The sequence below is a fragment of the Actinomadura sp. NPDC047616 genome, from assembly GCF_040642915.1.
Taxonomy (GTDB): Bacteria; Actinomycetota; Actinomycetes; order Streptosporangiales; family Streptosporangiaceae; genus Spirillospora; species Spirillospora miaoliensis.
Map to the genome: position 1 here is coordinate 56006 of NZ_JBEYTB010000022.1, position 23607 is coordinate 79612.

The 23607-nt window shown below is 73.1% G+C and carries 19 protein-coding genes and 1 tRNA gene; 14 read left to right on the forward strand and 6 right to left on the reverse strand.

Annotated features, from left to right (window positions below; translation table 11 throughout):
- Positions 1–2: 2 nt before the first annotated feature.
- Entirely contained in the window at positions 3–1670 is a 1668-nt protein-coding gene (locus tag ABZ801_RS37015) for a phospholipid carrier-dependent glycosyltransferase (RefSeq protein ID WP_360707560.1), read from the reverse strand.
- Between the two features lie 98 nt (positions 1671–1768).
- Between ABZ801_RS37015 and rsmI the strand changes: the two genes are divergently transcribed.
- Both rsmI and ABZ801_RS37025 read left to right on the forward strand, forming a co-directional pair.
- Positions 1769–2641 (forward strand): 16S rRNA (cytidine(1402)-2'-O)-methyltransferase, encoded by an 873-nt coding sequence (rsmI, locus tag ABZ801_RS37020; RefSeq protein WP_360707421.1) that lies wholly within the window; start codon positions 1769–1771, stop codon positions 2639–2641.
- Positions 2642–2758: 117 nt separating this feature from the next.
- On the forward strand, positions 2759–3061 hold the full coding sequence (locus tag ABZ801_RS37025) for a hypothetical protein (RefSeq protein ID WP_360707424.1): 303 nt from the start codon (positions 2759–2761) through the stop codon (positions 3059–3061).
- A gap of 79 nt (positions 3062–3140) precedes the next feature.
- Here ABZ801_RS37025 and ABZ801_RS37030 read toward each other — a convergent pair whose 3' ends face one another.
- Positions 3141–4835: a hypothetical protein gene (locus ABZ801_RS37030; protein WP_360707426.1), complete on the reverse strand. Its 1695-nt coding sequence runs from the start codon at positions 4833–4835 to the stop codon at positions 3141–3143.
- 442 nt (positions 4836–5277) lie between these two features.
- Here ABZ801_RS37030 and ABZ801_RS37035 point away from each other — a divergent pair, with 442 nt between their 5' ends.
- Together ABZ801_RS37035 and ABZ801_RS37040 are read left to right on the forward strand one after the other, a co-directional pair.
- A complete protein-coding gene (locus tag ABZ801_RS37035; RefSeq protein WP_360707429.1) occupies positions 5278–6708 on the forward strand; it encodes a glycosyltransferase family 2 protein in 1431 nt (476 codons plus the stop codon).
- 270 nt (positions 6709–6978) lie between these two features.
- Positions 6979–8775: a hypothetical protein gene (locus ABZ801_RS37040; RefSeq protein WP_360707432.1), complete on the forward strand. Its 1797-nt coding sequence runs from the start codon at positions 6979–6981 to the stop codon at positions 8773–8775.
- A 48-nt stretch (positions 8776–8823) separates the two neighbouring features.
- On the opposite strand, the gene ABZ801_RS37045 is transcribed toward ABZ801_RS37040, so the two are convergent.
- Positions 8824–10431: a glycosyltransferase family 39 protein gene (locus ABZ801_RS37045; protein ID WP_360707435.1), complete on the reverse strand. Its 1608-nt coding sequence runs from the start codon at positions 10429–10431 to the stop codon at positions 8824–8826.
- 210 nt (positions 10432–10641) lie between these two features.
- Here ABZ801_RS37045 and ABZ801_RS37050 point away from each other — a divergent pair, with 210 nt between their 5' ends.
- The 7 genes from ABZ801_RS37050 (at position 10642) to ABZ801_RS37080 (ending at position 17653) form a co-directional block, all read left to right on the forward strand.
- Positions 10642–11472 carry a TatD family hydrolase gene (locus ABZ801_RS37050; RefSeq protein WP_360707438.1) on the forward strand — a complete coding sequence of 277 codons (831 nt, stop codon included), beginning with the start codon at positions 10642–10644 and terminating at the stop codon, positions 11470–11472.
- 205 nt (positions 11473–11677) lie between these two features.
- On the forward strand, positions 11678–12484 hold the full coding sequence (locus ABZ801_RS37055) for a transglycosylase family protein (protein WP_344954911.1): 807 nt from the start codon (positions 11678–11680) through the stop codon (positions 12482–12484).
- Between the two features lie 72 nt (positions 12485–12556).
- Positions 12557–13555: a 16S rRNA (adenine(1518)-N(6)/adenine(1519)-N(6))-dimethyltransferase RsmA gene (gene rsmA, locus ABZ801_RS37060; protein ID WP_360707441.1), complete on the forward strand. Its 999-nt coding sequence runs from the start codon at positions 12557–12559 to the stop codon at positions 13553–13555.
- Positions 13470–14507, forward strand: a complete 1038-nt coding sequence (locus ABZ801_RS37065; protein ID WP_360707443.1) for a glycosyl hydrolase — start codon at positions 13470–13472, stop codon at positions 14505–14507. The genes rsmA and ABZ801_RS37065 overlap by 86 nt, the downstream gene beginning before the upstream one ends.
- Before the next feature lie 62 nt (positions 14508–14569).
- Complete coding sequence (locus ABZ801_RS37070) at positions 14570–15469, forward strand: 4-(cytidine 5'-diphospho)-2-C-methyl-D-erythritol kinase (RefSeq protein WP_360707563.1); 900 nt, start codon at positions 14570–14572, stop codon at positions 15467–15469.
- A gap of 24 nt (positions 15470–15493) precedes the next feature.
- Positions 15494–15811, forward strand: coding sequence for a hypothetical protein (locus ABZ801_RS37075; protein WP_360707446.1), 318 nt, complete (start codon positions 15494–15496; stop codon positions 15809–15811).
- Positions 15812–15859: 48 nt separating this feature from the next.
- Positions 15860–17653, forward strand: coding sequence for an ABC-F family ATP-binding cassette domain-containing protein (locus ABZ801_RS37080; protein ID WP_360707449.1), 1794 nt, complete (start codon positions 15860–15862; stop codon positions 17651–17653).
- 4 nt (positions 17654–17657) lie between these two features.
- On the opposite strand, the gene ABZ801_RS37085 is transcribed toward ABZ801_RS37080, so the two are convergent.
- Positions 17658–18170: a MarR family transcriptional regulator gene (locus tag ABZ801_RS37085; protein WP_344954921.1), complete on the reverse strand. Its 513-nt coding sequence runs from the start codon at positions 18168–18170 to the stop codon at positions 17658–17660.
- Positions 18171–18246: 76 nt separating this feature from the next.
- Here ABZ801_RS37085 and ABZ801_RS37090 point away from each other — a divergent pair, with 76 nt between their 5' ends.
- Entirely contained in the window at positions 18247–19056 is an 810-nt protein-coding gene (locus tag ABZ801_RS37090) for a trans-aconitate 2-methyltransferase (protein WP_360707452.1), read from the forward strand.
- Between the two features lie 321 nt (positions 19057–19377).
- On the opposite strand, the gene ABZ801_RS37095 is transcribed toward ABZ801_RS37090, so the two are convergent.
- On the reverse strand, positions 19378–20112 hold the full coding sequence (locus ABZ801_RS37095) for a TetR/AcrR family transcriptional regulator (RefSeq protein ID WP_344954925.1): 735 nt from the start codon (positions 20110–20112) through the stop codon (positions 19378–19380).
- Positions 20113–20129: 17 nt separating this feature from the next.
- Positions 20130–21083: an acyl-CoA desaturase gene (locus tag ABZ801_RS37100; protein WP_360707455.1), complete on the reverse strand. Its 954-nt coding sequence runs from the start codon at positions 21081–21083 to the stop codon at positions 20130–20132.
- A 467-nt stretch (positions 21084–21550) separates the two neighbouring features.
- On the opposite strand from ABZ801_RS37100, the gene ABZ801_RS37105 reads away from it, so the two are divergent.
- Both ABZ801_RS37105 and glmU read left to right on the forward strand, forming a co-directional pair.
- A tRNA-Gln gene (locus ABZ801_RS37105) sits at positions 21551–21621 on the forward strand.
- A gap of 258 nt (positions 21622–21879) precedes the next feature.
- Positions 21880–23340 carry a bifunctional UDP-N-acetylglucosamine diphosphorylase/glucosamine-1-phosphate N-acetyltransferase GlmU gene (gene glmU, locus ABZ801_RS37110; RefSeq protein ID WP_360707459.1) on the forward strand — a complete coding sequence of 487 codons (1461 nt, stop codon included), beginning with the start codon at positions 21880–21882 and terminating at the stop codon, positions 23338–23340.
- Positions 23341–23607: the final 267 nt, after the last annotated feature.

The window sequence follows — 23607 nt, forward strand, 5'->3', positions numbered from 1 at the left end:
CGCTAGATCCAGTCCTTGAACCAGATCCGGGCGTGCCACTCGTCGTACGAGATCACCTTCGCCGCCAGCACCGGGTAGAAGTAGGCGAAGTTCGCCAGCACCACCAGGATGAACGCGCCCGCGATGGCCGCCCCCACCATCCGGCGCGTCTCCATCCGGGTCAGCACGCCGCCGATCTTCGCCGCGGTCTCCGCCGGGGCGGCCGCCGCCGTGCCGTACAACCGGGGCAGGTGGGTCAGCGCGGCGGCCCGCGTCGGTTGCGGCCCGATGAGCACGCCCAGCGTCAGCACCACCGCGAGCACCATGAACGGGATCATCGGGGTCGTGTAGAACAGGAACATCGTCCGGTCGGCGAAGGCGTTGGGGAACCAGCTCAGCCAGCCCGCCATGTACCCCAGCAGGATGGCGCCCGCCCGCCAGTCCCGCGCCACCAGCCACAGCCCCACCGCCACCACGAGGGCGATCAGCCCGCCCCACCACAGCGCGGGCGTGCCGATGCCGAGGATCTCCCGCGAGCAGCGGGCGGCCTCGCCGCAGCCCCCCTTGGGCTCGGAGTAGAAGAACGCCACGGGACGGCGCAGGATCGGCCAGTCCCACGGCCACGACTGGTACGGGTGCTTGGCGTCCAGCCCGTTGTGGAAGTTCCACATCTCGACGTGGTAGCGCCACAGGTCCGGCAGGGCCTCGAACGGACGCAGCGGCGGGCTGCCGGCGACCTCGCCGCGTCCCCAGCCGCCCGGCCGGAAGATCCAGCCCCACCAGGAGGCCAGGTAGGTGACGGCCGCCACGACCACCAGCTGCACGAAGGCCGGGACGGCCGTCAGCAGCAGCGTGCCGGCCAGCGGCCGCGGCACGCCCGCCGCGCGGCGGGCGCCGAAGTCCCAGAACAGCACCATGAGCCCGAACGCGGCGACGTAGAAGACGCCGGTCCACTTGGTGGCGCAGGCCATGCCCAGGCACACCCCGGCGGCGATCCGCCACCCGTGGACCAGGAACGGCCCGTAGGGGGACCCGGCGTCCGGGCCGCCCCGCGCGTCGATCCGGTCGGCCAGCTCGGCGCGGGACCGGAACCGGTCGTTGACCAGGCACGCGAACGCGGCGATGATCCAGAACTGGACGAAGACGTCCAGCAGCGCGGCCCGGCTGGTGACGAACTGCAGCCCGTCCAGCGCCAGCAGCAGCCCGGCGGCGCAGCCCAGCAGGGTCGAGCCGGTCATCCGGCGGGCCACCCGGCACAGCACCAGCACCGCCAGCGTGCCGAACAGCGCGGGCATGAACCGCCACCCGAACGGCGTGGCGCCGAACAGCCACTCGCCGATGGCGATCATCCACTTGCCGCCCGGGGGATGGGCGACGAACGACGGCCCCTCCGCCCAGATGTGCGCGTTCGGGTCCTTGATGAGAAGTTTGTCGGCGTCCTTGACGGTGCTGTGCTCCCAGCCGAACTTCAGCAGCGACAGCGCGTCCTTGGCGTAGTAGGTCTCGTCGAAGACCACCGTCTTGGGCACGCTCAGCCGGTCGAAGCGCAGGAAGGCGGCGAACGCGGTCACCAGCAGCGGCCCAAGCCAGCCCAGCAGGGCGCTGCCCGGAACCGGCGGGGACAGCCGGTCGCGCAGAGGGGGCGTCCTCCGCGGTTCGTCGGAGGCCACAGCCGGGGCCAGATCCGTCATCGCCATTCCGCCATGGTACGGGCGGGACGGTAACCCGATGGTTGCATGGCGAACCCTTCGTGGTCAGGGCGGCGTCCCGGCGGCGGGACAATGGGGACGTGACGGGGAACGAGGCGGACGGCGCGACGGGCACCCTGCGGCTGGCCGCGGCGCCCATCGGACGGGCCGACGACGCGTCGCCGCGGCTGCGCGCCGCACTGGCCGACGCGCAGATCATCGCGGCCGAGGACACCCGGCGGCTGCGCCGGCTGGCCGCCGACCTCGGCGTCGAGACGCACGCGCGGGTCGTGTCCTACTACGACCAGAACGAACGCGCCCGGGCCGCCGAGCTGCTCGCCGAGCTGCTGGCCGGACGGGACGTGCTGGTGGTCACGGACGCGGGCCTGCCCGGCGTCTCCGACCCCGGCTACCGGCTGGTCCGCGCGGCCGTGGCCGAGGGCGTGCCGGTCACGGTGCTGCCCGGCCCGTCCGCGGTGACCACGGCCCTGGTGGTGTCGGGGCTGCCGACCGACCGGTTCTGCTTCGAGGGGTTCCCGCCGCGCCGTCCCGGGGAGCGGTCCCGGCGCCTGGCGGCGCTGGCCGCCGAGGCGCGCACCATGGTGTTCTTCGAGGCCCCGCACCGGCTGGCCGCCACGCTGGCGGCGATGGCCGAGGCGTTCGGCGCCGGGCGGCCCGCCGCCGTCTGCCGCGAGCTGACCAAGACCTTCGAGGAGGTGCGGCGCGGCACGCTCGGCGAGCTGGCGGACTGGGCGGCGGACGGGGTGCGCGGCGAGATCACCCTGGTCGTCGGCGGCGCGCCCGAGCCGGACGGCACCGCCGAACCGGCCGACCTGGCCGCCGAGGTCGCCGCCCGCGAGGCCGCCGGAACGCCCCGCAAGCAGGCCATCGGCGAGGTCGCCAAGGCCACCGGCGTGCCCCGGCGGGACGTCTACGACGCGGTCGTCGCGGCCAAGCGGGACAGGGAACACTGACCTCCTCCGGCACGGTCCAAAAGCCTGCAATCGGGGAATATTTGGTCATGCACCGCGTCGCCCGACACACCGGGTGTCCCGGACGCGATGTGGCGTCACCCGAGGAGGTGGGGGCCTGTGCGAGACACATGGTCCAGCCACGAGAGTTGGGTCTACGAATGCCTCAACTGCCTGACCACCTGGCCTGAGGAGTTCGAGGTGATCCATACCGCCGACGGTCACGGCGGCGAGGTGGTGGTGTACTCGCACGAGGGGCATCCCTGCACCACCCCCTGGCTCGACCACGTCTGCCCGCGGTGCCACTGCCAGAACGTCAAGACGTTCCCCGGGACGCGGCGGCGGGAACGGGCCCAGACCCACGCCGCCGCCAGGGACGACCTGGAGATCGTGTTCCGCCTCCGCCGCCTGCACGCCTGGTAGCCGCGCCCGCCTGGTGGCCGCGCCCCGGCCGGACGTCTCGGCCGCGGGCCTCGCGTGATCGCGCGAGGCCCGCGTGCCGTCACTTGGCGGCGACCTGGGGGACCTTCTCCTCGATCAGCTCGGTCTCGGTACGCTCGGCGGGCTCGGCGCCGCGGCGCCGCACCAGGCCCGCCAGCCGCGACCGCGTCTCGGGCGCGAACGCCAGGCCGGCCGCCAGGCACGCCAGCGGCACCGACGGCAGGACGTACCGGTAGTCGAACTCGGCCGTCGCGGCGGGCGCCAGCAGCAGCCCGGTCGCCAGCGTCCACGGCAGGAACGCCGCGCCGCCCACCCGCCGCCACATCGCGCCCAGCCCGGCCAGGCCGACCAGCAGGATGACGCCGACCATGGCGCCGCGCAGGTAGAACACGTCCTGGTAGCCGCGGATCACCCCGGCGAACGGCTCGACCACCCGGGGCCGGGCGCGGCCGCGCTCGTAGGCCACCGCCTCGTCGGCGGCCGTGGTGTCGTTGTCCATCCGCCAGTTCGGCAGCGCCGTGGACGTCTCGCCGAACTCGTACTGCTGGTAGGTGGCCCGGTCCGGGAAGACCGTGCGCTCCCAGCGGAAGACGCGGAAGAAGTCGTGGGCCACCACGCCCAGGTAGTCCAGCGGCTGGGACAGGATCGCCCGCCTGGAGAACTCGTTGGCGGTGGCGTTCTGCTCGGGACTGAACCGCAGGCCCGGGTAGCGGTTGAGCGGGGACGCGGCGTTCCAGATGCCGTCCTGGGAGTTGGGCAGCCGGTTCTCCGGCTCGGTGCACAGCGGCATCTCCTGCACCGGCGGGTTGATCTTGTGGCAGTCGGCGAACTTGTAGACCCGCGCGTACAGGAAGATCCCGTTGCTCTCGGTGATGGCGAACTTGCCGTACTCGGCCTTGAACCAGCCCATGTAGGCCACCACCGGCAGCATGCACGCGGCCAGCATGACCGCCATCAGCCGCCAGCCGGTGCGCCGGATCAGCAGGAACACCAGCACGCCGAGCAGCACCGGCAGGCCCACCGAGCGGGTCAGCCAGGCCATCCCGATCAGCAGCCCCACCGCCGCGGCGACCTTGGGGGTGGGCCGGTCACGCCACAGCAGCAGCGTCACCGTGCACACCACCAGGAAGGTGAACAGCGTGTCCGACAGCACCAGGTGTTCGAGCTGGATGGTGTAGGCGTCCAGCATCGGGGGAGCGGCGGCCAGCGCGGCGCCCCAGCCGGGCAGCCGGAACCGGTGCCGCAGCAGGGCGTAGATCATCACGCCCATCGCCAGCCCCATCAGGTGCTGGACGGCCGCCACCAGCGCGAAGCTGTGCAGCGGCTTGAGCGCGAGCAGCATGAAAGAGTACCCGTCGGGCCGCAGCGGGTGCGGGTACGGCTTCATCGCCACGTGCAGGTAGTCGAAGCTGTCGTTGAAGAACATGACCGGCTGGTAGCCGATCATCGTCACGGCGCGCAGCAGCGCCGCCGTGGCCAGCAGCACGGCGAAGGCCGGGTGCCGGCGCGCCGACGCCCACACGGCCGAGGGGCGCAGCGCGCGCCCGGCCCGGACCGTGCCGCGTGCAGCCGCGCCCGCCGCGCGGCGGCCCGTCCGCAGCGTCCAGGGCCCGGCCTGCCGCCACGACAGCGCGCGCACCCGTCCGGCCAGGGCCCGCGTCCGGGACGCGGGCGAGGCGTCCGGCGGCTGCGGCTCATCCCCGTCGGGTTCGGTGCGCCGCGTCGTGGTCTCCGGCGTCTCCGGCGCGGCCGTCACGCGCCGCCTCCGGAGTCGTACGGCCGCGCCCCCGCCGGCGCCGTCGCCCCTTCGGACCGCGTGGCCTCCGCGCCCTCACCGAGCACCGTGCCCCGCGCCGCGTTTCCCGCCACGGCCGCACCTCCCACTCGTTGTCCGTCGCCGGTTCCCCGATCGGCGGCACACCCTCGCCGCGTCATCAAGCCATGCCGCCGCACGGCCGACCCGCCCCCGCCGGGCCGCGGTGCCCGTATGCTTGTCCCCCTAGCCTGCCGCCCGCGGCCGTGACGGAGCGGGTGTTCGGGTCGCAAGTGCGCAACACGATACGGGCGCTCTTGGTGGGAGCGGCGCGCAACGCCCCTCCCGGACAGGCATCATGGCGTACGACGGGCCGCCCGGCGGGACATGACGAGATTAGTGGAAAATACCGCAGACGGTCACCAGGGGTAACGAAGGAGATCGCGTGGAACTCTCCGTAGTGATGCCGTGCCTGAACGAGGCCGAGACGGTCGAGACCTGCGTCCGCAAGACGGTCGGGTTCTTCGAGAAGCACGGCATCGACGGCGAGGTCGTCGTCGCCGACAACGGCAGCACCGACGGCAGCCAGCAGCTCGCCCGCGACGCCGGGGCCCGGGTGGTGCCCGTCATCGACAAGGGGTACGGCAACGCCTTGATGGGCGGCATCCGCGCCGCCCGCGGCAAGTACGTGGCCATGGGCGACGCCGACGACTCCTACGACTTCACGACGCTGCTGCCGTTCCTCGAGGAACTGCGGGACGGCGCCGACCTGGTCATGGGCAACCGCTTCAAGGGCGGCATCGCCCCGGGCGCCATGCCGCCGCTGCACCGGTACCTGGGCAACCCGGTGCTCAGCTTCGTCGGCCGGCTGTTCTTCGGCAGCAAGATCGGCGACTTCCACTGCGGGCTGCGCGCCTTCAACAAGGAGTCGATCATGCGGCTCGGCCTGCAGACCGGCGGCATGGAGTTCGCCAGCGAGATGGTGGTGAAGGCCACGCTGGCCAAGTACGACATCCGCGAGGTGCCCACCACGCTGTCGCCGGACGGGCGCTCGCGTCCGCCGCACCTGAACACCTGGCGGGACGGCTGGCGTCATCTGCGCTTCCTCCTGCTCTACAGCCCGCGCTGGCTGTTCCTGATCCCCGGCCTGCTGTTTATGACGCTCGGGCTGATCGCCGGGATCGCGCTGTCCTTCGGTCCGGTGACCGTCGGCGAGATCGCCTTCGACGTCGACACCCTCGTCGGCGCCTCGGCGGCCATGATCATCGGCTTCCAGTCGGTGATCTTCGCCCTGCTCACCAAGGTCTATGCGATGCAGGAGGGATTCCTACCTCACGACCCGCGGGTCAAGCGCGTCATGGACTGGTTGAGCCTGGAACGCGGCCTGGTGGTCGGCGGGCTGCTGGCCCTGGCGGGCCTCGGCGGGCTGATCGCCTCGCTGCTGCACTGGCGCATCAACAACTTCGGCGAGCTCAACCCGCGCGAGTCGCTGCGCATCGTCGTCCCGGCCGCCACCGCCCTGATGATGAGCCTGCAGGCGGTGTTCGCCGCGCTGTTCGTGAGCATCCTGCGGATCCGCCGCCGCCAGCACCCGCCGGCCGTGGACGTGGCCGAGGAGGCCGCGGGCGTGGTGGACGCCGCCGCCCACCGGGTCTCCCGCGAGGCCGCGAAGGCCGCCGAGACCGCCAAGGCCGCCGAATCGGCCGAGACCGCCGAGAACGCCGAGCCCGCGAAGTCCGCGAAGTCCGCGAAGGGCGACAAGCCCGCCGAGGCCCCCAAGCCCGCGGAGACCTTCGGCGGTGGCAACGTCAAGGTCGTCAACGTCAAGTCCAAGAAGGCCGGGGACGCCGCCGAGGACGGGGACGCCGAACGCTGACACGGACCGGCCGCGGCGTCCCGCCGCCCGGCCGCCCGTTCGTCCCGTCGCACCGCTGGACCGCCGAAAGCGCAACGTCATGTCACCCCGCGAACCCGTACGCCCCTACGCTGTGGCGCAGCGTGACCGGCGCGTCGCGTCGCGCGCCGGAAACCGAGAACTGGCTGAGCGTTTTCTGCCCGCGTACGCCTTGACGCCCGGATTGTGACAGGCTGACTCGGCGATGGATCATCCACCCGTGAGCCCCGCCGACCGTCCCGGCGCGCCGTGATGGGCCCGCAGACGGCGACGCTGCCGGTCGCGCGCACACCGGTCCGCACCGCCGGTCCCCGCGCCGGGCGGGCGGCGCGGCGGCTGCGCGGCTGGGGGACGCTGCTCCTGCTCGGCTGGCTGGGGCAGGTGGCGGTGCGGCTGTGGCTGGCCTCAGGGCAGACCATGCCGGTCGCCACGCCCGACGAGACCGGGTACCTGTTCGCCGCCCGGGTGCTGACCGGCGGCCCGGACGCCGACCTGTCCTGGAGCACGATCTACCGCGGCGGCTATCCGCTGCTGCTGATGCCGGCGTTCTGGCTGGCCGACGAGCCGGTCTCCGTCTACCGCCTGTGCATCGGCATCAACGCGCTGGTCAGCGCGGCGATGCTGCCGCTGGCCTTCGTCCTGCTGCGCCGCCTTGGGCTGTCACGGCGCCGGTCGTACGCGCTGGCGCACGCCACCGCGCTGATCCCCGCCGTGGTGTTCTACGCCGAGTTCGTGCTGACCGACGCGGTGCTGCCGGTGGTGCTGCTCGGCTGGCTGCTGCTCGCGCACTCATGGCTGACCGCCGAGGCGTCCCCGGCGCGGACGGCGCTGTACGGGGCGGGCGCCGGGCTGCTGGCCGCCTACGCCTACACGACCCACACGCGCGGCATCATCGTCCTGCTGGTGCACCTGGGCCTGGTCGGCCTGGCCGTTGCGTTCCGCTGGCGGCCCTGGGGCGCCACGGCCCTGGGCGTGCTGCCGCTCGCCGCCGCCACCGCGGCGGGGACGATGCTCAACGGCTACCTGCTGCCGCACATGTACCCCAACGGGGACAACAACCTTGAGGCCAACCTCGTGCAGCGGCTCACCACCGTGGACGGCTGGGGATGGGTGCTGTCGCTGGGCACGGGCCAGCTCTGGTACCAGATCGTGGCCACGGGCGGCCTGGCGGGCATCGGGCTGGTGGTGGTGGCGGCCGTGGCCGTCCGCAGGGGCACGGCGCCACGGTTGCGCGCCCTGGCCCTGGCTGTGCTCGCGGTTCTGGGGGGCATCGCACTGGCCACCTCGGCGGCGCTGCCGGACGAGTACCGCGTGGGCAACTACGCCTACGGCCGTTACCTGGCGTGTGTGGCGCCGATCCTGTTCGCGGTGGGGGCGGCGTTCGTGCTGCGCGCGTCCCGTAGGAACGTGCTGGTCGCGGCGGGGGCGGCGGCCGGGCTGGCCCTGCTGACCGCCTGGATCGTCCAGTGGTACGCGGGGGACCGGCTCACCACCTACGCCTTCACCAAGTACGATTTTCCCGAGCCGTCGTTCCTGACCTGGAACTGGAACGAGTTCCGGCTGTGGCCCGCCACGTTCGCCGGTCTGGCGCTGCTCGCGGTGGCGGTGCTGGCGGTCCAGGTGCCCCGGCACGGGTCCCTGACGCTGGCCGTGCTGTTCGTCGGCCTGCACCTGGCCATGAACGCCACCGCCACCTGGCACATCGCCCGGCCGCTGGTGCGCGACTACACCGCCATGACCGACCTGCGGAAGATCGCCGACCCGCGGAACCAGCGCACCGTGGCGATCGACTGGACGGTCGCCTGGAAGATCCGGCTACCGCAGCTGTACTGGGTGTGGTGGACCGAGGTGCGCGGCTTCGACGGCCTCAACCAGGCCCCGCCCACCGACGTCGACCTGGTGATCCTGGCGTGGGACAAGAGCACCTCCGCGTCCGCCACCTGGCGCACCGCGCCGCCCGGCTGGCGCGTCGTGGCCAGGCACCGCACCGCCGAGGGCGACTGGGTCGCCTGGCAGCGCCCCTCGGAAGCGAGCGCCCCCCAGAAGTGAGCGCGCCTGAGCCGCCCGGGGACTGAGCGCGCCTGAGGGGCCCGGAGGTCAGCCGTGGCGGCCGGAGTGGTCCCAGATCTCCAGGACGCCGTCGGACGAGCGCCACAGCAGCCGCCACCCGTTCTGCGGGCCCGGCCGGTAACCGGCGGCGATCTGCGACTCCATGCCGCGCCAGCGCGTGTAGAGCATGGGGGCCTGGTAGGCGCCCTCAGGCAGGGCCGGGACGACGTGTTCGAAGTCGCGGATCTGCCCGTGCCACCGCACGTCGCCCCACATGGACCGGGTGTAGAACGTCATGGTCTGCGCCAGGCGCCGGTCGGCCCAGATCACCCGGATGTCGTCACGGTCGCCGAGCCAGACCCGCAGCTCGTTCCAGGCGCGGTCGCGCGGCAGGTCGGGCACGGCCCGCACGGCCGTCACCATGTACGCCGCCGCCAGCACGGCCGCGGCGACGCCGCCCGCCACCCGGAACCGGGCGGCCCCCGCGGGCAGCCGCCGCGCCAGCAGGACGAGCGCGCCGAAACCGCCCGCCAGCAGGGCGGGCAGCACCGAGAACCAGTAGCGCAGCAGCCAGCCCCGCAGCGAGATGTCGTGCGGGTCGATCACCCCGGACAGCAGCGTGATCGGCACGCACAGCGCCAGGAACCACACCAGCACCAGCGCCAGCCGCCGGTCCCGGGTCACCGTCCAGCCCACCACGGTGAGGCCGAGCGCCACCAGGAAGATCACGCCGAGCCAGTGCCAGTCGTCCATGGCGCGGGGGAACGAGCCCGCCGCCCAGGCCCGCGTCACCGGCTCGTTGGGCCGCCCGCCGTGCCCGGCCGCCGACCGCAGCCCCGCCATCGGGTTGCCCCACACCAGCGCGTTGTGCACCAGGTTGAACGCCAGGATCGCCGCCATCGGCGCGCCCACGACGACGTTGCGGCGCCACGGGATCCGCAGCAGCCACAGGTACAGCGGGATCGGCAGGAACAGGAACGCCAGGAACTCGCGGACCAGGTACGACGACCCCAGGAAGAACCCGGCGGCCAGCAGCAGCCGGGTCTGCGCCCGTCCCGTCCGGCGGCTCGCCGTGACCAGGGCGGCCATCCCGATCGCGAACAGCCCGGCCCCGGGCATGTCCGGCAGCATCACCCCGGTCGACCAGGTGATCTCGTGGCCGAACGGGTTGGTGATCGTGAAGAACGGGTGGACGATCATCAGCAGCGCGGCCGCCACCCCGGCCACGTCCCCGAACAGCGAGCGCACCACCAGGTAGCAGCCGACGAAGAACAGGCATCCGCCCGCGGCCGAGATCACGAAGTAGGCCGCCTGCCCCTCCCCCAGCACCTCCATGACCAGCCGGGCGGGCAGCACCAGCCCGATCCGCGTCACCTGGTGCGGGACCTCGTTGAACGGCCACTGGTCCAGCGGGATGTCCGGCCAGTGCCGGGCCGCCTCCCACACGTAGTACGGGTCGAAGTACAGCGGCGGCACCATCAGCACCCACTGCGCCAGCACCGCGCACGCCGCCACGAACGCCGCCAGCAGCACCGCGCGCCGCCGCGAGGACAGCCGCGACAGCCGCGACAGCCGCGACAGCCGCGCGGGCGGCCGGCTCCACCACCCGCGGGACCGCCTGCCGGACGCGCTCGTCGGGGCGGCAGTCTCACGCATCGTGGTCTCGGTCATCCTGCTGCTGCTCTCCGCGTCCGGGTCCGGGCCTCCCGCAGGTTATCGGCTGAACCCGGAAGGGCATGGCGAACCGGGCCCAAAGGGCCGTCCAACACCGCGTCATCGGGGTCGAGCGCGTCCGGCCGGGCCCGTAGTCTTGATTGCGTGTCCTCGTCCCCTTCGGCGAGGAACGTGCGCGATGGAGGGTGGTAAGTGAGCGAATCCGGCAGGTCCGACGGCTACGCGGCGGAGCGGTTCCCCCCGCTTCCCGACCCGCTGCCGGTCCGCGTCTTCGACAGCCACTGCCACCTGGACATGCTGGACGTGCCGGTGGAGGAGGCGCTGGCGGCGGCCAAGGCGGCGGGCATCGCGCGGATCGTCACGATCGGCTGCGACCTGGCGTCCTCGCGCTGGGCGGCCGACACCGCCGCCGAGTACGACGACGTGTACGCGGGCGTGGCGATCCACCCGAATGAGACCGCCGGCGTCAGCGACGCGGTGCTCGACGACATCGCCGAGATGGCCGCGCTGCCCCGGGTGCGGGCGGTGGGGGAGACCGGCCTGGACTACTACCGCGACTGGGCCCCCAAGGACGACCAGCACCGCTCGTTCCGCGCGCACGTCGACATCGCCAAGCGCACCGGCAAGGCCCTGGTCATCCACGACCGCGAGGCCCACGACGACGTGCTGCGCATCCTGCGCGAGGAGGGCGCCCCGGACAAGGTGGTGTTCCACTGCTTCTCCGGGGACGCCGCCATGGCCAAGGAGTGCGCCGACCGCGGTTACGTGATGAGCTTCGCCGGCAACGTGACGTTCAAGAACGCCGAGCCGCTGCGCGAGGCCCTGCGGGCGGCCCCGGCGGACCTGGTGCTGGTGGAGACCGACGCGCCGTTCCTGACGCCCGTCCCGCACCGCGGCAAGCCGAACTCCTCGTACCTGATCCCGCACACCGTCCGCTTCATGGCCGAGGTCAAGGGCATGGACGTGGACGAGCTGTGCGCCGCGATCGCCGCCACCGGGGAACGCGTCTTCGGCCCCTGGTGATCCGTCCTCCGGCCTGATCCGCCGGGCCCTGTCCCGCGGGCTCGGTCCTCCGGGCCCCTGACCGCCCGACCGGCCGTCCGCTATGTCACCGGCCGTCACATCTGCCGTTGTGGTGGCGGAGGGTGGTCGGGTGGCTCTAATGTGCTGCGCCGTCGGCCGGGCCTTTTGTGTGCCTTGGTGCCCCTTGGCGTAGCTGGAGGATAAGGTGCGTCGTTCCCCCCGTACCTCGGCGTTCTGCGTGCTCCTGACGGTGCCCCTCGCGTTGGCGGCGGCCGGTTGCGGCGGCGGTGACAAGCCCACGCCGCGCAGTACCGTCGCCGTCGCGGACGCGCCGCGCACCAGCGCGCCGCCCGCGCGCAAGGTCGTGATCGTGGTGGACGGGAAGAAGACCACGGCCATGACGACCGGCACGACCGTCGACGAGGTGCTCGCCGAGGCCAAGGTCGCGCTCGGCCCCTACGACCTGGTGGCGCCGCCCCGGGACGCCAAGGCCGGCGACACGATCAAGGTGAGGCGGCTGCTGTCCAAGCCGGTGACCACGACGATCAGGCTGCCCGCCCCGGTCGTCCGCAAGACGCAGTCGTCGCTGGCGCCGTACAGCGAGAAGGTGCTGCGCAAGGGCCGTCCCGGGCTGAAGGTCGTGCAGACCGCCTACGTCAAGCGGCGCGGCAAGAAGGTCAAGATCGTGCTGGCGCAGAAGGTCAAGCGTAAGCCGGTGGCGCAGATCCTGGGAGTCGGCCCCAAGCCGGGCGGCGTCGGGTCGGCCGCCCGGCTGAACTGGGCCGCGCTGGCCAAGTGCGAGTCCGGCGGCAACCCCAAGGCCGTCAACCCGGCCGGGTACTACGGGCTGTACCAGTTCTCCATGCAGACGTGGACGTCGGTCGGCGGCAGCGGCAAGCCCAGCGACGCCAGCCCCGCCGAGCAGACCTACCGCGCCCAGCTGCTCTACAACAAGGTGAACGGCCGCTGGCAGGGCCAGTGGCCCAACTGCGGAAGCCGCCTGTTCTCGTGAACCCCCGCCCCCAGGGGGCTCCGGCGTTCCCGTGAGGGCGTGCGCTGTCGCGAACACTGGGACACTGGACGGGTGGGGGACTGCGAAGCGCTGCTGAGCCCGGCGGACATACGCGATCTGGCCGGGCGGCTCGGCGTGCGGCCGACCAAGACGCTCGGGCAGAATTTCGTCGTCGACGGCAACACGGTGCGGCGGATCGTCCGCGCCGCCGAGGTGACGCCCGACGACGTGGTGATCGAGGTGGGGCCGGGGCTCGGGTCGCTGACGCTGGCGCTGCTGCCGGCGGTGCGCCGGGTCGTGGCCGTGGAGATCGACCCGGTGCTGGCCGAGGCCCTGCCCGGCACGGTCGCCGGGCGCGCGCCCGGCCTGGCCGACCGGCTAGAGGTCGTCAACGCCGACGCGCTGCGGCTGACGCGCCCGCCGGGGCCCGAGCCGACCGCGCTGGTCGCCAACCTGCCCTACAACGTGGCCGTGCCCGTCGTGCTGCACCTGCTGGCCGCGCTGCCGTCGCTGCGGCGCGCGCTGGTGATGGTGCAGGCCGAGGTGGCCGACCGGATGACGGCGGCGCCCGGCGGCAAGATCTACGGCGTGCCGTCGGTGAAGCTGGCCTGGTTCGGGGAGGCTCGCCGTGCCGGGCCGGTGGGCCGGACGGTGTTCTGGCCGGTGCCGAACGTCGACTCGGGCCTGGTGGCGTTCGAACGCCGCGACCCGCCGCCCACCACCGCCACCCGCGAGCAGGTCTTCGCGGTGATCGACGCGGCGTTCGCACAGCGGCGCAAGACGCTGCGGGCCGCGCTTTCGGGGTGGGCCGGGAGCCCCGACGCGGCCGAACGGGCGCTGCGCGCGGCGGGCGTCGACCCCCGAACCCGGGGCGAAGCTCTGGACGTGGCCGCCTTCGCCCGCATTGCCCAGTATGGTCCTGGAGGCGGACCGGAACCGGCGGGCGACCGGACGACCGGGCGTAACCGGAATGAGGCGGAGGAACATGTTCAAGGCGCGTTCGCGGGCGGCGCGGGCCCTGGCGCCCGCGGCGGCTCTGGCCGTGACGGCGGTCACGGCCGGGTGCGATAGCAGCGGCGCGGTCGCCACACCCAAGATCAGAACCACCGCCCAGGCGGGGGTCGCCCCCACGCCGCCCGGCAAGGGCGCCTACTTCGGCGCGTGGGTGTCGCCCACCGAGCAGGGCGGCGACGCCGAGGACGCCCCCGGCGGCCCCGGCATGGCGGCGGTCACCGGGTTCGAGCGCGGGCTCGGCCGGAGCCTGGACATCGTGCAGACCTTCCACGGCTGGAAGTCCAAGTTCCCCGACAAGACCGACACCGCCGTGGCGCAGAGTTCCCGCTACCTGCTGCTCACCTGGTCCGGCACCGACACCCGGGAGATCGTCCGCGGCGAGCACGACACGCTGATCCGGGAGCGGGCGCGCGCCGTCAAGGCCCTCGGCAAGCCGGTGTTCCTGCGCTGGCAGCGCGACATGGACAGGGAGAGCCTGCAGAACAAGGTGCACTCGGCGGGCGACTACGTCGCCGCGTGGAAGCACATCCGCACGCTCTTCACCCAGGAGAAGGTCGCCAACGTCGCGTGGGTGTGGTGCCCCACCGCCGGGGGGTTCGCCTCCGGCAAGGCCGAGTCGTTCTACCCCGGCGACGACCAGGTGGACTGGATCTGCGCCGACGTCTACCCGGGCGCCGACTTCGAGTACCGCGACCTGTCCGAGCCGATCCGCGGCTTCCTGGAGTGGGTGGAAGGACGGCCCAAGCCGATCATGGTGGCCGAGTTCGGGGTGCCGCGCTCCTACGGCGAGCGGCGCGCCGAGTGGCTGCGCAAGGCCGCCCAGACGCTGCAGCACCCGCAGGTCAAGGCCGTGGTGTACTTCAACTCCAACGAGAACGCCACCGAGCCGCGCGACGAGCGCCGCAAGTACTCGGTGACCGACGACCGGCACGCCGTGTCGGCGCTGCGCGAGTTCGCCACCGTCCCGTACTTCAACCCGCGCAACCTGCCGGTCACCGGCGGCGGCTGAGGGGTCGGCGTGGTGCATTCGGCGCGGGCTTCCTGGCATAGGGTTGTCGTTCCGTGACCGCCATTACCGTTCGGGCGCCCGCCAAGGTCAACGTCCGGCTCAGCGTGGGGCCGCCGCGCGAGGACGGGTACCACGACCTGGTCAACGTCTTCCACGCCGTGTCCCTGTTCGACGAGGTGACCGCCGAGCCCGCCGACCGGCTGCGGATCGAGGTGCGGGCCGCGCCCGGGTCGCCGGTGCCGGTCGAGGGCGTCCCGGCCGACGACGGCAACCTGGCGGCGCGGGCGGCGCGGCTGGTCGCGGGACGTCTCGGCGTCGAACCCCGCGTGGCGCTGCGCATCCGCAAGGCGATCCCCGTGGCGGGCGGCATGGCGGGCGGCAGCGCCGACGCCGCCGCCGCGCTGCTGGCGTGCGCCCGGCTGTGGGACGACGGCGGACGACTCGACCTGATGGCGCTGGCCGCCGACCTCGGCAGCGACGTGCCGTTCGCGCTGCTGGGCGGCACGGCCGTGGGCCTGGGCCGCGGCGAGCGGCTGACCCCGCTGCCCACCGGCGGCACGTTCCACTGGGTGTTCGCGACCGCCCACGGCGGCCTGTCCACGCCCGCCGTCTACGCCGAATGCGACCGGCTGCGCGAGGACCGCCACGTCCCGCCGCCCGAGGCGTCCGACGCGCTCGCCGCCGCCCTGGCCTCGGGCGACGCCAAGGAACTCGGCGCGGCCCTGCACAACGACCTGCAACCGGCCGCGCTGTCGCTGAAGCCGGAGCTGCGCCGCACCCTCGACGCCGGCCTCGAACTCGGCGCCCTGGGAGCGCTGGTCTCCGGCTCGGGTCCGACGTGCGCCTTCCTCGCCGAGACCGGCGGCCACGCCGCCGACCTGGCCGCGGCCCTGGCCGAGAAGGGCGTCGCCGCGTCCCTGCTGTGCGCCGACGGCCCCGTCCCCGGCGCCACCGTTGTGTGATCCGTTCTGATACAGGAGCCCGGCATGATGTCTTCCCTCCTCGTGGTCCTGCTCCTGCTCCTGGGCGTCGCCGCGCTGGTGGCGGTCGTGGTGGTGGTCGTCGTGATGGCGCGGAAGAGCGACGCGCCCGCGCCGTACCAGCCGCCCCGGCCGCCCTATCCGGGCCAGGGCGCACCACAGCAGCCCTACGGCCCCGCGTCCCCCGGCATGCCGCAGCAACCGCCGTACGGCCAGTGGCCGCAGCAGGGCGGGCAGCAGTACGGGCAAGCGCAGTACGGGCAAGCGCAGTACGGGCAGCAGGGCGGGCAGGCGCCCTACGGGCAGCAGCCGCCCACCGGCTGACGCCGGGCGAGCGGCGCACCGGGCGGGGTCGGTAGCCTTGAGGACGTCGTGAATCTGATCAATCTGGAGAACGTCGGCAAGGCCTACGGACCGGTCCCGCTGCTGGACGCGGTGTCGCTCGGCCTCGACGACGGTGACCGCGTCGGCGTCGTGGGACGCAACGGCGGCGGCAAGAGCACCCTGGTGTCGATCATCGCCCGGCTGATCGAGCCGGACGAGGGCCGCGTCACCCACGCGCGCGGGCTGCGGCTCGGGCACCTGACCCAGCGGGACGAGTTCCCCGAGGGCGCGACCGTGCGCTCGCTGGTGCTCGGCGACCGCGCCGAGCACGAGTGGGCGGGCGACACCCGCGTCCGCGACGTGCTCGGCGGCCTGCTGGCCGACCTGGACCTCGACGCGCCCGTCGCCGGGATGTCCGGCGGCGAGCGGCGCCGCGTCGCGCTGGCCCGGCTGCTGGTCCCCGAGCGCGACCTGCTGGTGCTGGACGAGCCCACCAACCACCTCGACATCGAGGCCATCGACTGGCTGGCCCGGCACCTGAAGGGCCGCGGCACGGCGCTGCTGGTCGTCACGCACGACCGGTGGTTCCTGGACGAGGTCACCGACCGCACCTGGGAGGTCGTCGACGGCCGCGTCGAACGCTACGAGGGCGGCTACTCGGCGTACGTGCTGGCCAAGGCCGAACGGGCGCGCATCGCGGCGGCCACCGAGGCCAAGCGGCAGAACCTGCTGCGCAAGGAGCTGGCGTGGCTGCGCCGCGGCCCCCAGGCCCGCACGTCCAAGCCCAGGTTCCGGGTGGAGGCCGCGCAGGCGCTGATCGCCGACGAGCCGCCGCCGCGTGACACCGTCGAGCTGACCCGCTTCGCCACCGCGCGGCTCGGCAAGACCGTCATCGACGTGGAGGACGCGACCGTCAGGGTCGGCGGTACGGACCTCTTCGAGCATCTGACCTGGCGGCTGGGGCCCGGCGAGCGGGTGGGGCTGGTCGGCGTCAACGGCAGCGGCAAGAGCACGCTGCTGCGGCTGCTGGACGGCGGCGTCTCCCCGGTGGCGGGACGGCTCGTGCGCGGCAGGACCGTCCGCCTGGCGCACCTGTCGCAGAACCTGGAGGAGCTCGACCCGGGCCGCCGGGTGCTGGAGTCGGTCGAGGAGATCAGGCGGCGCATCACCGTCGGCAAGCGCGAGTGGACCGCCAGCCAGCTGCTGGAACGCCTGGGCTTTCGCGGCGAGCGGCAGTGGACGCCGGTCGGCGACCTGTCCGGCGGCGAGCGGCGCCGCCTGCAGCTGCTGCGGCTGCTGATGGACGAGCCGAACGTCCTGCTGCTCGACGAGCCCACCAACGACCTGGACATCGAGACGCTCACCGAGGTCGAGGACCTGCTCGACGGCTGGCCTGGCACCCTCGTCGTCGTCAGCCACGACCGCTACTTCCTGGAGCGCGTCACCGACCACGTCGTGGCGCTGCTGGGCGACGGCAGGCTGTCGCTGCTGCCCGGCGGGGTGGACGAGTACCTGGACCGGCGGCGCCGTGGCGCGGCCCCCACCCGCACGTCGGCGGCCGGCGCCGCCAAGGCGCCCGCGGGCAAGGCGCCCGCCGGCAAGGCGCCCGAGGCCAAGCCGAAGGACTCCGCCCAGGCGTGGCGGGCGCGCAAGGAGCTCGACCGGCTCGAACGGCGGCTCGACAAGCTCGCCAAACGTCAGGCGGAACTGCACGAGCTGCTCGCCGCGCACGCCACCGACTACGAACGCCTCCAGGAGCTCGACGCCGAGCTGAAGGCCGTCCAGGCCGAGGCCGGGCAGGTCGAGGAGGAGTGGCTGATGCTCGCCGAGGACGCCGGCTGAGCCGTCACGCCGTGGGACGCGGCTCGGCGTCGGCGTCGAACGGTATCAGCAGGGTGCGCAGCAGCCCGGCCAGCGCGTCGCGCTGGTCGGGGGTGAGCGACTCCAGGATGACGTGCTCGCGGTCCAGCAGGTCGGCGAACGCCGCGTCCACCCGGGCCTGACCGGCCGCGGTGAGCCGCACCAGCACGCCGCGCTTGTCCTGCGGGTCGGGATGGCGCTCGACCAGCCCGGCGGCGGCCAGCCGGTCGATCCGGTTGGTCATGGTGCCCGAGGTGACCAGGGTGGCGCGCAGCAGGCGCCCCGGGCTGAGCTGGTAGGGGGCGCCCGCCCGGCGCAGCGCGGTCAGCACGTCGAACTCCCAGGGCTCCAGCCGGTGGGCGGCGAACACGGCGCGCCGGGCACGGTCCAGATGGCGCGCCAGCCGGGACACGCGGCTGAGGACGTGCAGCGGCCGCACGTCGAGATCGGGCCGCTCGGCGTGCCACGCCTCCACCAGCCGGTCGACCTCATCCTGCATGCGCACAGCCTACTCGTCTCGATATCGAGACGACTTTCTTGACATCAAGATATGAAGCCGGGCATCATGTATCTCGATGTCGAGACAAGCAGCGGTCGCCGTGTGGGATCCGGCGCAGTACGGGGCGTTCGGGGACGAGCGCGCCCGTCCGTTCGCCGAACTGCTGGCCCGCGTCGACCTGACCGCGCCCCGGCGCGTCGCCGACCTGGGCTGCGGCTCGGGCGAGCCGGCCGCCGCGCTGGCCCGCCGCTGGCCGGACGCGGTGATCGAGGGTCTCGACTCGTCCCCCGAGATGGTCGCCGCGGCCCGCGCGCACGAGATCCCCGGCCGGCTGCGCTTCGCCGTCGGGGACGTCGCGGCCTGGCGGCCCGCCGAGCCGGTCGACCTGATCGTCTCCAACGCCGTCCTGCACTGGGTGCCCGGCCACGACGACCTGCTCGTCCGCTGGGCGACCGAGGCGCTCGCCCCGGGCGGGCGGCTGGCCTTCCAGGTCCCCGGCAACTTCGACGCGCCGAGCCATGTCCTGCTGCGCGAGCTGTGCGAGTCGCCGCGCTGGCGCGACCGCCTCGGCGGCCTGGCCCGCCCGGACCCGGTCCGCGACGCCGCCGGCTACCTCGACCTGCTGACCCGGCACGGCTGCGCGGTCGACGCCTGGGAGACCACGTACCTCCAGGTCCTGCACGGGGACGACCCGGTGCTCGAATGGGTGAAGGGCACCGCGCTGCGTCCCGTCCTGTCCGCGCTCGGGCCCGCCGAGGCGACCGAGTTCCTCGACGTCTACGGCGCGTGCCTGCGCGGGGCCTACCCGCCCACCCCGGCCGGGACGGTCTTCCCGTTCCGCCGGATCTTCGTCGTGGCGGCCGCCCGCGAGGGCCCTAGAACGTGATGCCGCCCGCCGCGCGAGGGAAGCGAACCCTTTCCCCTGGTGTGCCGACTCACGCGGCGGGCGGCATCCTGGCGCGCCGCACCCGGCGCGCCGCGCAGACCCCGGGCTCGCGATCCGAGCCCGGCGACCCCGGCCGGTGGCCGCACCGAACGAACTTCACGCGGCCACCGGCTCACTCATGTCCGCGCCCCGCCCCGTCAGGGGGACGAGGAGACCGGTCCGGCGCCGCCCCGAGGCGGGCCGATGACCAGCGAAATGGCCGCGGACGCGAAAAGGCGGCCGGGGGAACACCGTCCCGGCCGCCCTGTGCCGCAAACCGGGTCAGGTCTCCTCGGTGCGGCGGGCTTGTTTGCGCTGGGCCTTCTCGGCCTTGGCCGCGGCCTTCTCGGCCGCCTTCTCCATGCGTTCCAGCTCCTTGCGGCGGCGCTTGGGGTCCAGGGACGGGCGCGGTTCCAGGCCGGACAGGCCGTTCCACGCCAGGTTGACCAGATGCGCGGCGACCTCCTCGCGCCGGGGCTTGCGCACGTCCAGCCACCACTGCCCGATCAGCGCCACCATGCCGACCAGCATCTGGGCGTACATCGGCGCGTTCTTGTCGTCGTATCCGTGCCGGTCGAACTCACGGGCGAGGACGTACTCGACCTCGCCCGCGATCTCGCTGAGCAGGCTGGCGAAACTGCCGGTCCCGGTGCCGCCGTGCGAGTCGCGCACCAGGATGCGGAACCCGTCGGGGTTCTCCTCGATGTAGGCCAGCAGCGCCAGCGCCGCCTTCTCCAGCTTGCTGCGGTAGTGGATGGCCGAGGTCAGCGCCTCGGTGACCAGAGCGAGCAGTTTCTCGAACTCCCGGTCCACCACGACCGCGTAGAGCCCTTCCTTCCCGCCGAAGTGCTCGTACACGACCGGCTTGGACACGCCCGCGGCGCCGGCGATCTCCTCGACCGAGGTGCCGTCCAGGCCGCGCTCGGCGAACAGCGTGCGCCCGATGGTGAGCAGCTGCTCCCGTCGTTCCTTTCCGGTCATGCGCTTGCGTCTCGACCGGGGGGCAGGTTCAGTCACACTGCCAATTGTCTCGCTCAGGCTGCCTGCTTCGTTCGCTTGGCCGCCAGCCGCTCGTCGTTGGGCCAGCGGACGTCGTAGGCCCAGCCGAGCTTCTCGAACAGCCAGATGATCCGGGCGCTGATGTCGATCTGCCCCTTCAGCACGCCGTGCCGGGCGCAGGTGGGGTCGGAGTGGTGCAGGTTGTGCCAGGACTCGCCCAGCGACGGGATGGCCAGCCACCACACGTTGCGGGACTTGTCGCGGACCTCGAAGTCCTCCTTGCCGAACACGTGGCAGATCGAGTTGATCGACCAGGTGACGTGGTGGACCATCGTGATGCGCACCAGCCCGGCCCAGAAGAAGGCGGTCAGCGCGCCCTGCCAGGACATGGTGAGCAGGCCGCCGAGCGCGGCGGGCAGCAGCATCGACACGGCGACCACCGCCGGGAAGAAGCGGTGCACCCGCATCACGTCGTCGTCGCGCAGCAGGTCCTTGGTGAAGCGCTCCTTGGAGGTGCGGTTGCCGTCGAACAGCCAGCCGTAGTGCGCCCAGCCCAGGCCCTTGAGCAGGGCCTTCCAGTCGCTGCCGAACCGCCACGGCGAGTGCGGGTCGAACTCCTTGTCGGAGTGCTTGTGGTGGCGCCGGTGGTCGGCCACCCACGTGACGACCGGGCCCTCCATGGCCAGGCTGCCGGACAGCGCCAGCGCGATCTTCAGCCCGCGGCGCGCCTTGAACGAGCCGTGGGTGAAGTACCGGTGGTAGCCGACGGTGATGCCGGCGGCGGAGATGAAGTAGAAGACGGCGGCCAGCGCCACGTCCGTCCACCCTAGGAAGCTGCCCCAGGCCAGCGGGACGGCGGCGAACAGGGCGAGGAACGGGACGCCGGTGAACACCGCGACGAGGACCCGTTCGAACGTCCCCTGCGGCTCCGGCTCGATCTCGGGACGGGGCTCTCGGCGAGGGGGATCGAGGACGGGGGCTGTAGTCATGCGGTCACCACTTCCTGCAACTCGGGATGCTTACCTACGCCACCGTAACCTACGCTGGCGTAAGTTGGACAGGCCCGATTCGTAAAATCGGTGGGAATCTGTCTCAGCGGTCACAAAATTCACGCCGGGTCAGCGGGCCGCGCACCGTCCGGTGCTCCCGGGACTGGACGCGGAGCCCGTTCACAGCCCCTTCCCGCACGAACGCGCGACGCCGCCGCGAAGTTCGCCGCCCGGCCCCCTTGCCGGGGCGGACGTCTGTCACGTGCTCGTCTCCGGCCGCCCTAAACCACCATCCTGGAGTGGCATGGGACGCATGCGGCGTGTCCGGGCAAGTCCGCACGGACGAAGAAGATCCCCCCGAACGCGCCCGGGGGCGGGGAAATAGAGGTGGGCCCCTGTGGGGGGAGTCGGTATCGTTAGGCCCGGCGAACCGGCGCCCTGCCACAGGGACGGCCGGGTTCGGCCGGTCCCGGGTCGTCTAGGGGCAGGACTACTGATTTTGGTTCAGTCAACGGAGGTTCGAATCCTCCCCCGGGAGCTCGATCGTCGTGACGCGGACGCGGCGGCGGAACACACCCGTCCCGCCGGTCCGACGATACGCCCTACCTGGTAACGGGCCCGGAACGACGTGCCGCCCCCGGGGTGACAGAAGACGGACGGGCGGTATCCTTCCGGTGTCGGGTGAGCCGCGGCCTGCCGCCTGCCCCCCTTTCGGGCAGGTCGCCAGCCTGTTGGACATCTCCATACGGTTGCGCCCGCGCCGAGTTCTTTAACCGCGATGCCGAGGAGCCTCCCAGTGAGCGCTAGCCGCCCGGCTGCCGTCATCGTCCTCGCCGCGGGCGAGGGCACCCGGATGAAGTCCCGTACCGCGAAGGTCCTGCACGAGCTGGGCGGACGCACCATGCTCGGCCACGTGCTGGCCGCCGCGGGCGAGCTGGACCCCGAACGGCTGATCGTGGTCGTCGGGCACCGCCGGGAGCAGGTCATCGCCCATCTGGAGCGGGGTTGGCCCAAGGCCGAGGCGGTCGTCCAGGAGCGGCGGGGCGGCACCGGGCACGCGGTCCGCACCGTCCTGGAGCAGGTCGGCGAGCTGCGCGGCACCGTGGTCGTCACCAACGGCGACCACCCGCTGCTGCGCGGCGACACGCTCGCCGCGATGGTGCGCACCCACGAGGACGAGGGCAACGCCGTCACCGTCCTCACCACCGAGATCCCCGACCCCGCCGGCTACGGACGCATCCTGCGGGCCGCCGACGGCTCGGTCACCGCGATCGTCGAGCACAAGGACGCCACCGACGAGCAGCGCGCGGTCCGCGAGATCAACGTCGGCATGTACGCCTTCGACGGGACGCTGCTGGGCGACGCGCTCAAGCGGGTCACCACCGACAACGCCGGCGGCGAGGAGTACCTGACCGACGTGGTGGCGATCCTGCGCGGCGACGGCCACCGCGCCGGGGCGCACCTGACCCCCGACTGGGTGCAGACGCAGGGCGTCAACGACCGCGTCCAGCTCGCGCAGGCGCGGCGGCAGCTCAACGACCGGCTGCTGGAGGCGCACATGCGGGCCGGGGTCACCATCGTCGACCCGGCCACCACGTGGATCGACGTGGACGTGACCATCGAGCCGGACGCCGAGATCCTCCCCGGCACCCAGCTGCACGGCCGCACCCACCTCGCCGAGGGCGCGCGGGTCGGCCCGGGCTGCACGCTCACCGACACGCGGGTCGGCGCGGACGCCACCGTGGTCAACGCGGTGTGCGTCGAGGCCGAGATCGGCCCGCAGGCGTCGGTCGGCCCCTACGCCTACCTGCGGCCCGGCACGCGGCTGGCGCGCAAGGCCAAGGCCGGCACGTATGTTGAGATGAAGAACGCCCAGGTCGGCGAGGGGTCGAAGGTGCCGCACCTGACCTACGTCGGCGACGCCGAGATCGGGCAGGGCTGCAACATCGGCGCCAGCACCGTGTTCGTCAACTACGACGGCGTCAGCAAGCATCGCACCGTGGTCGGCGACCATGCGCGGGTCGGCAGCGACACCATGCTCGTCGCGCCGGTCACCGTCGGGGACGGCGCCTACACCGCCGCCGGCTCGGTGATCGTGCAGGACGTGCCGCCGGGGGCGATGGCGGTCGCCCGCGGGCGGCAGCGCAACGTCGAGGGCTGGGTGGAGCGCCGGCGTCCGGGCACGCCCGCCGCCGAGGCGGCCCGCCACGCCAGGGAACGGGAAGCCGTCGACGAGGACGGCCGCGACGCCCAGTGACGGCCGAGAGGCCGGGGTGAGGGCCCGCGAGGCCGGGTGATGGCCGAGAGGCCGAATGGGAGCCGCCGTCCGGTGCCGTCCGGACGACGGACGGGCGGGGCGTGCGCGCCCCGCCGCCAACAGCGTCCGCCGGTCGACGAGGAGGTCCGTCGGCGGAGCGTGGGCACGTCCAGCCGCGTGCCCGCGAGTCACGGCTCATCGGCCGGGTCCCTCCGGTCGGCGGGCGGGTGGGGGTCGTCCCCATGCACAACGACAGAAGATGCCCCG